Source organism: Nocardia sp. NBC_00511, assembly GCF_045161165.1.
GTDB lineage: Bacteria > Actinomycetota > Actinomycetes > Mycobacteriales > Mycobacteriaceae > Nocardia.
Genome location: NZ_CP107849.1, coordinates 2,662,325 through 2,675,285 on the forward strand (window position 1 = coordinate 2,662,325; position 12,961 = coordinate 2,675,285).

Here is a 12,961-nt window from a genome sequence, read left to right on the forward strand (position 1 = left end):
GAAATCCGAAACGGACGCCCTTCGGGGTGACAGCATGACCGACCGTGGCAGGTATCCGGACGCTTCGGGTATGGCTTTTCGCGGCGCTGGCGACAGCGCTGCTACCGGTGACCGCGTATGCCGACCCGCCCGCGGATCAGGCGTCGGCGATGCACGATCCGATGAGCATCCTGCCGACGCCGCCGAGCGACAAGTTCTACACGCCGCCACCGGGATTCGAGCAGAAGCCGCTCGGCGCGGTGCTGTCCGCGCGCTCCGCCGGTGGGCTGTTTCCCACCGCGCGGGTGCTGCAACTGCTGGTGCGCTCCAGCGACTCCCATGACTTCCCGGCGGCCGTGGTGACCACGCTGCTGATCCCGCACGCGCCCTGGAAAGGGGCGGGATCGCGGCCGCTGATCTCGTTCAATATTCCGATCTCCTCGCTCGGCAACGGGTGCGCGCCGTCCAAGGAGCTCACCAGCGGGGTGTCCGCGGACTTCCTGTCGATCCAGTTGCTGCTGGCCCGCGGGTGGGCGGTGATCGTGCCGGACCATCAGGGACCGAAGCAGGCGTACGCGGCCGGTCTGATGGGCGGGCACGCGGTGCTCGACTCGATCCGGGCGGCGATCAGCGCGCCCATGCCGGGACTCGGGCCGGCGACTCCGGTGGTGCTCACCGGGTACTCCGGTGGTGCGATCGCGACCAGTTGGGCGGCGCAGCTGGCCGGGACGTACGCGCCGGAGATCCGGTTGGCCGGGTCGATGATCGGCGGCGGGCCCGTGGATTATCAACTGCTGCTGGCTTCCATGAACGGCGTGAACTTCGCCTCGGGCGTGCTGCTGGCCGCCACGCTCGGATTGGCGCGGGAGTATCCGGAGCTGCTGGGGCTGCTCAATGAGAACGGCTGGCGGCTCGCGCGGGTGTTCCGCGATATCTGCATCGGGCAGGAAGGCGCGCTGGGGGTGGTCGCGCCGGTGCGGATCGCTCAGCTCACCAATGTGCCGGATCCGATGAATCTGCCGATGGTGCAACGGATTCTGGCTGAGAATCGGCCGGGCGGGGTGGCTCCGAACGCGCCGGTGTTCCTGTTCCACGGGGTCAACGAGATCTGGATTCCGTACTCCGGGGCGCGCAATCTCTACAACGAGTGGTGCGCGAAGGGCGCGCGGGTGCGGCTGCAGCCGATGCCGGGCGAGCATTTCATCGCCGGGGCGCTCTCGATTCCATTGACCGGGTTCTGGATCGAGGATCTGCTGGCCGGGAAGCTGGTGCCGCCGGGCTGCACCACGCCGGGGCACTGAACCACCTCAGCGCACCATTCCGACGAAAGCCTCTGCGGAGCACGCTATTTCACCCTTCGGTGTCGCTCGTCGTGCGGCGATGCCGGGCGAGTTGCAGTTCCAGCAGCAGGCGATCGGCCGGATCCTCGAGGTCGATGCCGGTGATGTCCTGCACGCGACGCAGCCGGTAGCGCAACGTATTCGGGTGGATGCGCAGGGCTTCGGCGGCCGCGCGGACGTCGCCGTGGTGGCGCAGATAGTGTTCGGCGCTCTCACACAGGCTCGCCGCGTGGCCGCGATCGTAGTCGAACAGGGCGGTCAGACGCGGATCGTGCAGTTCCGGGCGGGCGGCGATCAGGTCGAGGATCTCGCCGAGCAGTACGGCGGTGCGGGATTCGGCGAGGGTGGTGACCCGGTCGCGCGGGTAGGTGGCGGCGGTGCTGTCGAGGACACGGTCCACCTCTCCGCGAGCGCGCGCCACCTGGGTGAGGTCGGCGACCGGAATCGCGATGGCGGCCCGCAGGTTCGGGATGCCGCCGGATTCCAGGCGCTCCACCAGCTGCCGGGTCCAGGCGGTCACCGCACGGGCGGACTGGTAGTGCGGGAGCAGCACGTAGGCGCGGTCGCCGATCGAGGCCGAGAGCGAGTCGCCGCGGAAAGCGCTCGCACGCAGGCGAAGTGCGCTACCGAGGGCGGCGCGGAGGGGGTCGGTGAGCGGGGTGCCGCTGATCGCGAACCCGATGACCGCTGCCGGGCCGTTCATCGGGATATTCAGCGCGCCCGCCAGCGACGGAACGTCGACACCGCTGCCACGCGCGCCGAAGAGTCGTTGCACCAGCAGGGCCTCGGTCGAGGGCGCGTCGAGGGTGCGGGAGATGATGCGCGCCGCGATGGCCGCCGCACCACGCAGCACCTCGGCGGCTTCCGGCGCGAAGGGCTGCTCGCCCTCCTGCAACCAGATGGTGCCGAGCACCGTGGAGTCCGCGCCGGGACGCCGGATGCCAACGGCCAGCCGGTGTTTGATGTCGAGTTCGGGGTGCGCGGGCAGGTCGATCACTTCATCGGAGTTGCGCAATCGATCGAACACGCCCCACCGCTGCAGGATGCGCAGGTATTCGCGCGGGCCCTCCCGTCCGAGGATCGATTGGATCCGCAGTCGGTCGGCGGCGTCGTTGGAGGCGGAGTAGGCCAGCACCCGAGAGTGCGCGTCCTCGACGGTCACCATGCCGCCCGCGTTGCGCGCCACGGTCTGCGCCAGGCCGAACAGGTCGGTGTCGGCGGCCAGCAGATCGTGCTCCCCGCCGTCGTGCCCGCCACGATCGAGCATCCCGCGAATCAGCGGATACACCTGGCCCCAGCGCGCCTGCGGATGCACGGCCACCACCGCGACTCCAACCTCCCGCGCCGCCTGCCGCAGTGCGGGGGACTGCCTCGCGGTCTTGGACAGCACCGCGCGCGGCCGCTGCCGGGTCGGCCGGTGTGCCAGGTCCCGCAACCAGTGCGCCGCTTCCGAATCAGTGACTCCGACATGCAGGTAGAGATCCGATCCGGGTGCCCGTGAACCGCTCTCGGCTGCCAGATCCGAGCCGTCGACCAACGCGACCGACCTGATCACCACCTCGTCGCCGGCGGGCTCGTCGAGCAGATCCACCAGCGTCGAGCCGAGGACAATCAGCAACTCCCGCAGTGGAATTCCCGGACGATCGCCAACCACGGGCAGCCCACCGGCGGGCGGGTGTGGGTTGTCGCTGGCCATGGGGCTGGTCTCCGATCCGATGGTGCGGCCGTTCATTCGAACGTACAACAATGTCGGGCCCATTTTGTCCGACCGGACCAATCCTTGTGGGCGGATTCGGAGTTGACTCGGGCTCGCTGTTCGCGTGATCCGGGCCACACCCGCGAGCGCCCGGGTTCTGGAATCGTCAGGAGGAAGTCATGGACGCCGTCACGGTCGCACCGCACCCGGTGAACGAACCGGTGGGCACCTTCGCGCCGGGCACACCCGAGCGCGCCCGGCTACAGGCCGCACTGATCGAATTGGCCGCCACGGCCGTGGAGATCCCGCATGTGATCGGCGGGCGCGAGCGACGCAGCCCCGGTGCGCAGGTGAAAGTGGTGCAGCCGCATCGGCACGACGCGGTGCTGGGCACGATCACCGTCGCCACAGCCCGGGACGTGACCGATGCGATCGAGGCGGCGCACGCCGCGGGGCCGGGGTGGCGGGCGCTGTCGTTCGACGAGCGCGCGGCGGTGTTCCTGCGGGCGGCGGATCTGCTGTCGGGGCCGTGGCGGGAAACGATCGCGGCCGCGACGATGCTCGGGCAGTCCAAGACCGCCTATCAGGCCGAGATCGACGCGCCCTGCGAGCTCGCCGACTTCTGGAGGTTCAACGTGCATTTCGCGCGCGGGATTCTCGCCGAGCAGCCGGTGTCGTCGCCGGGGGTGTGGAATCGGGTCGAGTATCGGCCGCTGGAAGGGTTCGTCTACGCGGTCACGCCGTTCAATTTCACCGCCATCGCCGGCAATCTGCCGACCGCGCCCACGCTGATGGGCAATACCGTGGTGTGGAAACCCGCACCCACGCAGGCACTTTCGGCGCATTGGACGATGCGGTTGCTCGAGGCGGCGGGGTTGCCGCCCGGGGTGATCAATCTGGTGCACGGGCACGGTCCGGAGGTGTCGGAGGTGGTGCTGGCCGATCGGCGGCTGGCGGGCATCCACTTCACCGGCTCCACCGAGACGTTCCAGCGACTGTGGCAGGAGGTGGCCGCCAATATCGCCGGGTACGACACCTATCCGCGGCTGGTCGGGGAGACCGGCGGCAAGGATTTCGTGCTCGCGCATCCGTCGGCGGATCCGAAGGTGCTCAGTACGGCGCTGATTCGCGGCGCGTTCGACTATCAGGGGCAGAAGTGTTCGGCGGCCTCGCGGGCGTTCGTGCCGAAGTCGGTGTGGGCGGCGCTGTCGGGGGATTTCCTGGCCGAGGTGTCGGCGCTGCGCTACGGCGACGTCACCGATTTCACCAATTTCGGTGGGGCGCTGATCGATCGGCGTGCGTTCGACCGCAATGCGGACGCGCTCGCCCGCGCCAAGGCAACGCCGAGCCTGACCGTGCTGACCGGCGGAACCGCCGACGACAGTGTCGGCTATTTCGTCGAACCGACCGTGCTGCTGGGGGAGGATCCCACCGACGAGGCGTTCCGGACCGAATACTTCGGGCCGATCCTGGCCGTGCACGTCTACGACGACAGCGTGCCCGGCGGATTCGACACCGCGTTGGATCTGGTCGATCGAGGTGCCGCCTACGGGCTCACCGGCGCGGTGATCGCGCAGGATCGGGCCGCCATCGCACACGCGAGTGACCGATTGCGGTTCGCGGCAGGCAATTTCTATATCAACGACAAGCCCAGTGGCGCGGTGGTCGGGCAGCAGCCGTTCGGTGGTTCGCGCGCCTCGGGCACCAATGACAAGGCCGGTTCGGCACAGAACCTGTTGCGCTGGACCTCGGCACGCACCATCAAGGAGACCTTCGTGCCGCCGACCGACCATCGGTATCCGCACCAGCAGAGCGACGTGACCGGCAGGGAGGCCCGCTGATGTTCACCACCGTCTTGCGTCCGGCGCTGCTGGCCGCGTCCCGGTCGCCACGCGTGAAGCACACCGTGACGGGACTGCACTCGACCCGAAAGCTGGTGGGGCGCTTCGTGCCTGGGGAATCCGAGTCACAGGCGCAGGCCGCGACCAGCGAGCTGCTGGCGAGCGGTCGTTACGTCAGCATCGACTATCTGGGTGAGGACACCACCGACCTCGAGCAGGCGCGGACCACTGTCTCGCACTATCTGGCGTTGTTGGCGATGCTGGCTGAACTGCCCGAAGCGCGGGAAGCGGTGCGGCCGCTGGAGGTTTCGCTGAAGCTCTCCGCGCTGGGGCAGTCGCTGCCACGTGACGGAGCGGCGATCGCCCTCGAACATGCCCGGCAGATCTGCACGACGGCACAGGCGGCCGGGGTATGGGTGACCGTGGACGCCGAGGACCACACCACCACCGATTCCACCCTGTCGATCGTGCGCGAGCTGCGTGCGGACTTTGCCTGGGTCGGAACGGTTTTGCAGGCCTACCTGCTGCGCACCGAGGGCGACTGTCGCGACATGTCCGGGCCGGGATCGCGAATCCGGTTGTGCAAGGGCGCGTATCGCGAGCCCGCGGAGGTCGCCTATCAGCACCGAGACGAGGTGGACGCGTCGTATCTGCGCTGTCTCGACGTGCTGATGCGCGGGCAGGGCTACCCGATGGTGGCCACGCATGATCCGCTGATGCTCGCCGCCGCCGAGCGCGCGGTGCGTGCCACGCGGCGCAAACCCGATGAATACGAGTACCAGATGCTCTACGGGATCCGCGACGACGAACAGCAGCGTCTCGTCGCCGATGGCGCGCATCTGCGCACGTACGTGCCCTACGGCGATCAGTGGTACGGCTATTTCATGCGGCGGCTGGCCGAGCGTCCGGCCAATCTCGCCTTCTTCCTGCGCGCGCTGCGTCCGCGGCGCGCCGAGGCGGCGAACTGAGCCGCTAGGACAAGGTTTCTGAACTTTATTTAACCAACCGCCCGATCCCGACACCGGTCGTGGTCGGATTAGCTGAGCCAGCTCGAAATGTGACCTGCGTTACTGCATCGTGGCGGTGCGCGGGGGAACCGAAGGAGGCCGCATGTCCCTCGCGGAAGTGCGCGGACAGATCCTGCGCCGCAAACCGATCGCCGAGATCGAGGACGACACACCCACCGATCAGCAGCTGTCCAAGCATCTCGGGCTGTGGCAGCTGACCGCGATCGGGGTCGGCGGCATCATCGGCGCGGGCATCTTCGCGCTGGCCGGGTCGGTCGCGCACAATACGACCGGCCCCTCGGTGCTCGTGTCGTTCCTGATCGCCGGATTCGCCAGTGCGTGTGCGGCACTGTGCTACGCGGAATTCGCGGGCATGGTGCCGAAGGCGGGCTCGGCCTACACCTACGGGTATGTGTCGCTGGGTGAGCTGGCGGGGTGGTTCATCGGCTGGGATCTGCTGCTCGAGTATGTGGCGGTGGCGGCGGTGGTCGCGATCGGGGTCTCCGGCTATTTCAATTTCCTGCTGGATCAGATCGGAATCACGTTGCCGCACTGGATGCTCGGGGCCTCCGGCACCGGCGACGGGCATGTGGTCGATGTTTTCGCGATGCTGTTCTGTCTGGGCAGCGCGTTCATCCTGTCGCGCGGGATCCGCAGTGTGGGCCGGTTCGAGACGGTCGCGGTGGGCATCAAGGTGGCGATCGTGCTGCTGATCATCGTGCTCGGCGTCTTCAAGATCGACAGCGCGAACTACAGCCCCTACTTCCCGCACGGTGTCGCCGCGGTGTGGACGGGTGCGGCGACCGTGTTCTTCGCGGTGTTCGGCTACGACGCCATGAGCACCGCCGCCGAGGAATCCACCGAGGCGAAAAAGCATCTGCCCAAGGCGATCATCTACTCCCTGGCCATCGCCATGGTGCTCTACGTGCTGGCGACGCTGGTGCTCACCGGCATGCAGAAGTACACGGAGATCAGCCCCACCAGCGGCTTCTCCACGGCATTCAAATCCGTGGGCATGCCCGGCGTCGCCAACATCATCGCCGTCGGCGCGATCGTCGGCATCATCACCGTCGTGCTCACCTTCATGCTGGGCGTCACCCGCGTCTGGTTCGCCATGAGCCGCGACGGCCTGCTCCCCGCCTGGTTCGCGAAAACCCATCCCACCCGCAAGGTTCCGACCCGCGTCACCTGGATCGTCGGCTTCGGCTCAGCGATCCTGGCGGGCCTGCTCCCCATCAACACCGTCGCCGAACTCACCAATATCGGCATCCTGATGGCCTTCATCGTCGTCAGCGTCTCGGTGATCGTGATGCGCTACACCCGCCCCGACGAACCCCGGGAATTCCGCCTGCCTTTGATGCCGGTGGTGCCCGTCGTCGGCATCGGCTTCTCCATCTACCTGATCTGGTCGCTGCCCTGGGAGACCTGGGTCCGCTTCGCGGTCTGGCTGATCGTCGGCCTCTGCGTCTACTTCGGCTACTCGCGCAACCACTCCCGCCTGGCCCGCCCGGCCGCGACAGCGGGTGCCGCCGAAACCCCCTGAGCCGCAATCAATTCCGATCGTTCGACGGCCGATTGCCTGAGCTGTCGAGTGCGTCCAGGTTCACTCCGAGCGTCGCGAATGGGGCCGCGGCGCTCGGGTGGATCTGCAGTACTCGATCTGTTCGGCGCGATACCCAGCCTCGGGCCAGCGCGTGTTCCAGGAACGCGGCCGGGAGCGCCCCGCTCAGATGCTGACGGCGTTCGGTCCAGTCCAGGCAGTCGCGTAGCACCGGACGGGAATCGACGGTCGGCAACGGTACGCCCAGCGCGGTCATCGCGTCCCGGCCCGAGTCGGTGACCGCCAGCCCCGCGCGGTCATCGATGAGCCCGGTCCGGACCATGCCGTCGCGCAGCGCCACGCCGACCACCCCGGCAAGGTGGTCGTAGCAGGTCCGCGCGTACGCGAACCGGCTGGCGCGCAAGCTTTCTCGCAGGCTGGTCGGGAGCTGGTGATCGGCATGCTTGTTGAGTTGCTCCACCAGTTCGGCCACCTGCTGGCCTGCCAGCCGAATGTGGCGGTAGCGGCCCCGACGGACAGTCGTCACGAAACCTGCCTCGGTCAGCCGGGCCACCTGTTCGCTTGCCGCGGACGGGGATACGCCCGCGACCCGGCCCAGCGCACCCACCGTCCAGGTGCCACCGTCCAGCAATGCCACGCACATCGCCGCCCGAGTCGGGTCGGCCAATACCTTGGCCAGCTCGGCCAGCCCCACGCTACGCATGGCCGCAGTGTAGGACCCGGACATATCGGCGGCGCCCGATATGTCGGTGGGCGAAGGTTGGCGACATGACCGACAGCTGTGTGATCAAACCCCCCGTGTTCTACCCCGGCAGTCTCGCGGTGCTGATTTCGACGGAAAACGCGGACGGCACAACCAATCTGGCCCCGATGTCCTCCGTGTGGACGATCGGCGAAACCGTGATGCTCGGTTTGCAGACCGCCGGACAGAGCTATCGCAACCTCACCGATCGCCCCGACTTCGTACTCAACTACCCCAGCGAGGATCTGTGGCCGCAGGTCGAAAGGCTGGCCCCGCTCACGGGCGCGGATCCGGTGCCGCCGCACAAGGCGGAGCAGTTTCGCACCGAGCGTGACAAGTTCACCGCGGCCGGGCTCACCCCGCGCCCGGCCGACCTGGTGACGGCGATGCGGGTGGCCGAGTGCCCGCTGCAAGTGGAATGTCGTGCGCGAACGGTGCGGCCCGCAGGCGAACTCGGACTCGGTGTAGTGGAAGCCCAGCTGCTGCGAGTGCACGCACACCCCGACATCGTCGAGGACGACCTGCGGCACATCCGCGTCGACGCGTGGCGGCCACTGTTCTACGTGTTCCGGCATTACATCCAGCGTGGGCCCGAGTTGGGCCGTAACTTCCGTGCCGCCAACACCGTCGGCGCCGGTGTCACCGGGCGGCAGTGACGCCGGACCGCTGAGGCTACCGGCGCGGTCCGGAAGCCTCGGCAACGACGTCCGTGCTGGGCTTCCGGGTTCGCCGCCGGAAAGTCAGCAGCGACAATGCCGCAGCCAGAATCGCCATGCCCGCCCAGGACAGCAGCGGAAGTCGTTCGCCGACGACCGTCACGCCCAGTACAGCGGCCACAGCCGGTTCGGCCAGGGTCAGCGTGGTGGCCGTCTCGACGCTCGTGTGGCGCAGGCCGTATCCGAAGAGGCGGTAGGCGAGGAACGTGGTGAGGACCGCCAGGTGCACGGCCACGGCCGCACCTCGGAACGTGCTCAGCCACATCGGGTTCGAACCCGCGACGACCGGCAGCACCAGCACCGCGGCGATGCCGAACATCGTGCCCATGACCGAATTCGAGGCATGCCCGCGGCTGATGAGCGTGCCGCCGAGGCGCGAGTACACCGCGTAGGTGAGCCCGGCGCAGGACGCGAGCGCTACGCCGCGGAGGTCGATCATCGCGTTCGAGTCGCTGAGTTCGGGCCCGGCGACCAGTGCGGCACAACCACTTACGGCCAGCAGGGTCGCCACGCACCAGCGGGGAGACGGACGACCACGACCGGTGCACCAGGCCAGCAGGCCCGCGAATACCGGCGCACTGCCGAGTGCGACGACAGTGGCGACCGCGACGCCGGTGCGCGCCACCGCAGGGTAGAACGTGACGGGATATCCGGCTACCGCGCAGGCGCCGAGCACGAGCAGCCATCGTTCGGAAGGTCGGTAGTGCGGACGATTACGGCGGCCGGTGACACACAGCAGGAGACCCCCTCCTGCCAGACCGGTCGCACCGATGGCGGCGGCGGAGATACCGGGCGGGGCCAGCGAAGCCGCGGTGCCGGTGCTGCCCCACAAGATCGAGGCGGACAGGATCGCGGCGGTCCCGGTACGGACGGACGCGGCGGTGGACGAAACAGGTTGGGAAAGGGTGCGATTGGGCACGGTGGAGTTCTCCGTCGTCGAATTCCGATGGGGAGGAATCGAAACGGGCGCATGCCGAAGCCCGGACTGCTGCGAGAGTCAGCCGGAACGGGAGAGGGAGGTCAGTCGATGCGCCCGGTCAGGCGACGGGCGGCGGGGTGACTGCGTGCCAATAGGTACCCATGCGATGAGGGTAGTCAGCGGTCGAGGCGGGGAGCGAAGGTGATGAATATTCGGGGGATATTGGGCTCAGGTGCGAAGGAATTTCGGTAGATTTCCTTTATGAAGAGAGTTTCTTCAGTATCCAGTGCTTCGGGTGCGCGGGCCGCGGTCCCGCTCGATGCCATCGATCGAGTGCTGCTCGATGCGCTATCGCGCGACGGGCGGATGACCAACAATGCGTTGGCGGCTGCGGCGGGGATCGCGCCTTCCACGTGTTTGGGGCGGGTGCGGGCGCTCGTCGAGCAAGGCGTGATCCGCGGGTTTCATGCCGATATCGATCCGGCGGCGGTGGGGCGGGATCTGCAGGCGATGATCGCGGTGCGGGTGCATTCCTCGGCGCGCAGTCATCTGGCCGAGTTCGGGGCGCAGATGGGGGCTTTGCGGCAGGTGGAGAATGTGTACTTCATCGCGGGCGCGGATGATTACCTGATTCATGTGGCCACCGCGGATTCGGGGGAGTTGCGGGAATTCGTGCTCGAGCATCTCAGTGCGCATCCGGCGGTGTCGTCGACCGAGACGATTCTGATCTTCGATCATCTGCGGCCGGGGCCTCGGCTCACGCCTTGAGTGCGAACGGTCCTTCCCCGGTGACCTGCGGGGCATCCCGGAGAAGGACCGTGCCGCGCATTCCCTCGGAACGCGCGGTCGGGACCGGGCCGCCGGTAGTGAGGTCCGGCGGCCCGGGGTTTCAGGCCGCCAGCGGGTGGGCGGCGTAACCGTGTGCCGCGGCAACCGATTCGGAGAGCAGTTCGCCGCGGTGGGTGCTCAGACCGGCGGCCAGGCCCGCGTCGGCGGCGACCGCGTCGCGCCAGCCCTTGTCGGCCAGGGCGACCGCGTAGGGGAGGGTGGCGTTGGTGAGGGCGACGGTCGAGGTGTGCGGGACCGCGCCGGGCATGTTGGCGACGCAGTAGAACAGGGAGTCGTGGACCCGGTAGGTCGGGTCGGCGTGGGTGGTGGCGTGCGAGTCGGCGAAGCAGCCGCCCTGGTCGATGGCGATGTCGACGAGGACCGAACCCGACTTCATCTGTGCGACAAGGTCGTTGGAGACCAGGGTGGGGGCCTTCGCGCCGGGCACCAGGACCGCGCCGATGACCAGGTCGGCCTCACGGACCAGGTTCTCCACCTCGAGGCGGTTGGACATGACCGTGCGCACCTGACCGTGATACAGGTCGTCGATCTCGCGCAGGCGGGTGATGTTGAGGTCCAGCACGGTGACGTCGGCGTGCATGCCGTGCGCGACGGCGATGGCGTTGCGGCCGGAGACGCCCGCGCCGAGCACCACCACCGAGGCGGGACGCACGCCGGGCACGCCACCCATCAGCACGCCGCGGCCGCCGCCGTTGCGCATCAGGTGATAGGCGCCCGCCTGCGGGGCCAGGCGTCCGGCGACCTCGCTCATCGGCGCCAGCAGCGGCAGCGAACCGTCACGGGCGGTGACGGTTTCGTAGGCGATGGAGGTGATGCCGGAGGCCAGCAGCGCGTCGGTGCATTCGCGCGAGGCCGCCAGATGCAGGTAGGTGAACAGCACCTGGCCGTCGCGCAGGCGCGGATATTCCTCGGCGACAGGCTCTTTCACCTTGAGGATCAGTTCGGCGATGCCCCACACCTCGTCGGCGGTGGCCAGGATCCGCGCGCCCGCGAAGCGGTAGGCGTCGTCCTCGAAGGTGGACCCGATGCCCGCACCGGCCTCCACGAACACCTCGTGGCCGCGAGCGACCAGCTCGTGCACGCCCGCGGGCGTGCACGCCACGCGGTACTCGTGGTTCTTCACCTCGCGGGGGATCCCGATTTTCATGTCCGCAGTCCTCGCTTCGTTCGATCCGGTCGGGGGGCGTGACCGCCACCACTCGCAGCGAAGTATGGAATATTCTGCGGAATGATCGCCACAGGGCTGAAGAAGATTCTTCAGTGGGCGAAAAGACTGTTCATTATTTCGGAGCGAGTGGTCACTCGGCGGTGCTCGTCGAAACATATTCGACGCCGCCGAGTGACCTCACGGCTGCGATTCGGGCCAGGTGTCGTCGACCGGCCAGCCGCCCGCGCGCAGGTGCTCGCGCACCCGCTCGAGGTCGGCCTCACGCGGCATCTCGTCGGTCACCTTGGTGATACCGACCCCGGCGTCGGCGCGGTCGGCGGGCAGTGCGCCCTCGAGCATCAGCGCGTCGGCCACCTGGCGCACTTCGGTTTCCGACAACCGCCGTGCCAGCACCGCCAGCAGCGGCAGGTAGTCGGTGTCGGGCACACCCTGCGGATAGCCGGCACGCAACCAGCCGACTATCCGGGCGAGCAGTTCGGACAGGTCCATCGGACTCCGGTTCTACAGCGCCAGCGGGTTTCTCACGCCTCCGACGGATGGCCGAGCGGCCAGCCACCGGCGGCGAGCCGGGCAGCGACCCGGTTCACGTCGTCCGCGCCGGGCTTCTCGTGCGCGAGCGCCGCGATGGCGTGCTCGATGGCCGCGTTGTCGACGACGCCGTCGGAGGCGAGCAACTGCTCGATCACCTCGTCGACCTCGGTGTCGGTCAGCTTACGGTGCAGCACCGCGAACAGGGCCACATAGTCTTCACGCGGCACACCGTGCGGGTAGCCCGCGCGCAGCCAGTCCAGTACGACGGAGAGGATCGAGCGGTTGGTCGTCATAACTCACTTCTTCGGGGGCTTGGCGCCGAACAGTTGGATATCGAAGGTGTGGCTGATGAAATCCTTTGCGACGTACAGGATTCCGGCAGCCACGATGACCAGGGCGACCGCGAACAGCACGTAGGCGATGGCATTGGTCACCGCGTTGCGGTTGGCGGGCACGGTGGCCGTGCCGCCGTCCGCGCCGACCGTTTCCGGTGCCCAGAAACGGATTCCGGTCGCCACGATCACCGGGACACCGACGCCCAGCACGAGCGCGATCAGCGTCACTTCGCCGAGGGACTTGGCGATGGCGTTGAAGGTGTTCATTGGTCCGATG

Annotated in this window: 13 protein-coding genes; 6 read left to right on the forward strand and 7 right to left on the reverse strand. The window is 68.1% G+C overall.

Annotation, left to right across the window (positions count from 1 at the left end):
• The first annotated feature begins 44 nt into the window (after nt 1-44).
• A complete protein-coding gene (locus OG300_RS12655; protein ID WP_405495406.1) occupies nt 45-1,280 on the forward strand; it encodes a lipase family protein in 1,236 nt (411 codons plus the stop codon).
• Between the two features lie 49 nt (nt 1,281-1,329).
• Here the strand turns inward: OG300_RS12655 and OG300_RS12660 are convergent, their stop codons facing one another.
• Entirely contained in the window at nt 1,330-3,015 is a 1,686-nt protein-coding gene (locus OG300_RS12660; RefSeq protein WP_405495408.1) for a PucR family transcriptional regulator, read from the reverse strand.
• A 179-nt stretch (nt 3,016-3,194) separates the two neighbouring features.
• Between OG300_RS12660 and pruA the strand changes: the two genes are divergently transcribed.
• From pruA to OG300_RS12675, 3 genes are all read left to right on the forward strand, one after another.
• A complete protein-coding gene (gene pruA / locus OG300_RS12665; protein ID WP_405495410.1) occupies nt 3,195-4,856 on the forward strand; it encodes an L-glutamate gamma-semialdehyde dehydrogenase in 1,662 nt (553 codons plus the stop codon).
• Nucleotides 4,856-5,824, forward strand: a complete 969-nt coding sequence (locus OG300_RS12670) for a proline dehydrogenase family protein (protein WP_405495412.1) — start codon at nt 4,856-4,858, stop codon at nt 5,822-5,824. Before pruA ends, OG300_RS12670 begins: the two co-directional genes overlap by 1 nt.
• A gap of 142 nt (nt 5,825-5,966) precedes the next feature.
• Nucleotides 5,967-7,406 (forward strand): amino acid permease, encoded by a 1,440-nt coding sequence (locus tag OG300_RS12675; protein ID WP_405495414.1) that lies wholly within the window; start codon nt 5,967-5,969, stop codon nt 7,404-7,406.
• A gap of 7 nt (nt 7,407-7,413) precedes the next feature.
• Here OG300_RS12675 and OG300_RS12680 read toward each other — a convergent pair whose 3' ends face one another.
• Nucleotides 7,414-8,127 carry an ArsR/SmtB family transcription factor gene (locus OG300_RS12680; RefSeq protein ID WP_405495416.1) on the reverse strand — a complete coding sequence of 238 codons (714 nt, stop codon included), beginning with the start codon at nt 8,125-8,127 and terminating at the stop codon, nt 7,414-7,416.
• Between the two features lie 65 nt (nt 8,128-8,192).
• On the opposite strand from OG300_RS12680, the gene OG300_RS12685 reads away from it, so the two are divergent.
• Nucleotides 8,193-8,822, forward strand: coding sequence for a flavin reductase family protein (locus OG300_RS12685; RefSeq protein ID WP_405495418.1), 630 nt, complete (start codon nt 8,193-8,195; stop codon nt 8,820-8,822).
• Between the two features lie 16 nt (nt 8,823-8,838).
• Here the strand turns inward: OG300_RS12685 and OG300_RS12690 are convergent, their stop codons facing one another.
• Complete coding sequence (locus OG300_RS12690) at nt 8,839-9,801, reverse strand: DMT family transporter (RefSeq protein ID WP_405495420.1); 963 nt, start codon at nt 9,799-9,801, stop codon at nt 8,839-8,841.
• A gap of 261 nt (nt 9,802-10,062) precedes the next feature.
• Here OG300_RS12690 and OG300_RS12695 point away from each other — a divergent pair, with 261 nt between their 5' ends.
• The gene (locus tag OG300_RS12695) at nt 10,063-10,569 is read left to right on the forward strand and encodes an Lrp/AsnC family transcriptional regulator (protein ID WP_405495422.1); all 507 of its coding nucleotides are present in this window, start codon (nt 10,063-10,065) and stop codon (nt 10,567-10,569) included.
• Nucleotides 10,570-10,690: 121 nt separating this feature from the next.
• Here the strand turns inward: OG300_RS12695 and ald are convergent, their stop codons facing one another.
• The 4 genes from ald to OG300_RS12715 form a co-directional block, all read right to left on the reverse strand.
• Nucleotides 10,691-11,797: an alanine dehydrogenase gene (ald, locus tag OG300_RS12700; protein WP_405495424.1), complete on the reverse strand. Its 1,107-nt coding sequence runs from the start codon at nt 11,795-11,797 to the stop codon at nt 10,691-10,693.
• A 198-nt stretch (nt 11,798-11,995) separates the two neighbouring features.
• Nucleotides 11,996-12,307, reverse strand: coding sequence for a DUF3349 domain-containing protein (locus tag OG300_RS12705; RefSeq protein WP_405495426.1), 312 nt, complete (start codon nt 12,305-12,307; stop codon nt 11,996-11,998).
• Nucleotides 12,308-12,339: 32 nt separating this feature from the next.
• The gene (locus tag OG300_RS12710; RefSeq protein WP_405495428.1) at nt 12,340-12,642 is read right to left on the reverse strand and encodes a DUF3349 domain-containing protein; all 303 of its coding nucleotides are present in this window, start codon (nt 12,640-12,642) and stop codon (nt 12,340-12,342) included.
• A gap of 3 nt (nt 12,643-12,645) precedes the next feature.
• Nucleotides 12,646-12,951, reverse strand: a complete 306-nt coding sequence (locus OG300_RS12715; RefSeq protein ID WP_405495430.1) for a hypothetical protein — start codon at nt 12,949-12,951, stop codon at nt 12,646-12,648.
• Between the last annotated feature and the right edge of the window lie 10 nt (nt 12,952-12,961).

Coding starts and splice junctions, on each gene's coding strand:
- OG300_RS12660 (WP_405495408.1), bottom strand. CDS start 3,015: ATGGCCAGCGACAACCCACACCCGCCCGCCGGTGGGCTGCCCGTGGTT.
- pruA (WP_405495410.1), top strand. CDS start 3,195: ATGGACGCCGTCACGGTCGCACCGCACCCGGTGAACGAACCGGTGGGC.
- OG300_RS12670 (WP_405495412.1), top strand. CDS start 4,856: ATGTTCACCACCGTCTTGCGTCCGGCGCTGCTGGCCGCGTCCCGGTCG.
- OG300_RS12675 (WP_405495414.1), top strand. CDS start 5,967: ATGTCCCTCGCGGAAGTGCGCGGACAGATCCTGCGCCGCAAACCGATC.
- OG300_RS12680 (WP_405495416.1), bottom strand. CDS start 8,127: ATGCGTAGCGTGGGGCTGGCCGAGCTGGCCAAGGTATTGGCCGACCCG.
- OG300_RS12685 (WP_405495418.1), top strand. CDS start 8,193: ATGACCGACAGCTGTGTGATCAAACCCCCCGTGTTCTACCCCGGCAGT.
- OG300_RS12695 (WP_405495422.1), top strand. CDS start 10,063: ATGAAGAGAGTTTCTTCAGTATCCAGTGCTTCGGGTGCGCGGGCCGCG.
- ald (WP_405495424.1), bottom strand. CDS start 11,797: ATGAAAATCGGGATCCCCCGCGAGGTGAAGAACCACGAGTACCGCGTG.
- OG300_RS12705 (WP_405495426.1), bottom strand. CDS start 12,307: ATGGACCTGTCCGAACTGCTCGCCCGGATAGTCGGCTGGTTGCGTGCC.
- OG300_RS12710 (WP_405495428.1), bottom strand. CDS start 12,642: ATGACGACCAACCGCTCGATCCTCTCCGTCGTACTGGACTGGCTGCGC.
- OG300_RS12715 (WP_405495430.1), bottom strand. CDS start 12,951: ATGAACACCTTCAACGCCATCGCCAAGTCCCTCGGCGAAGTGACGCTG.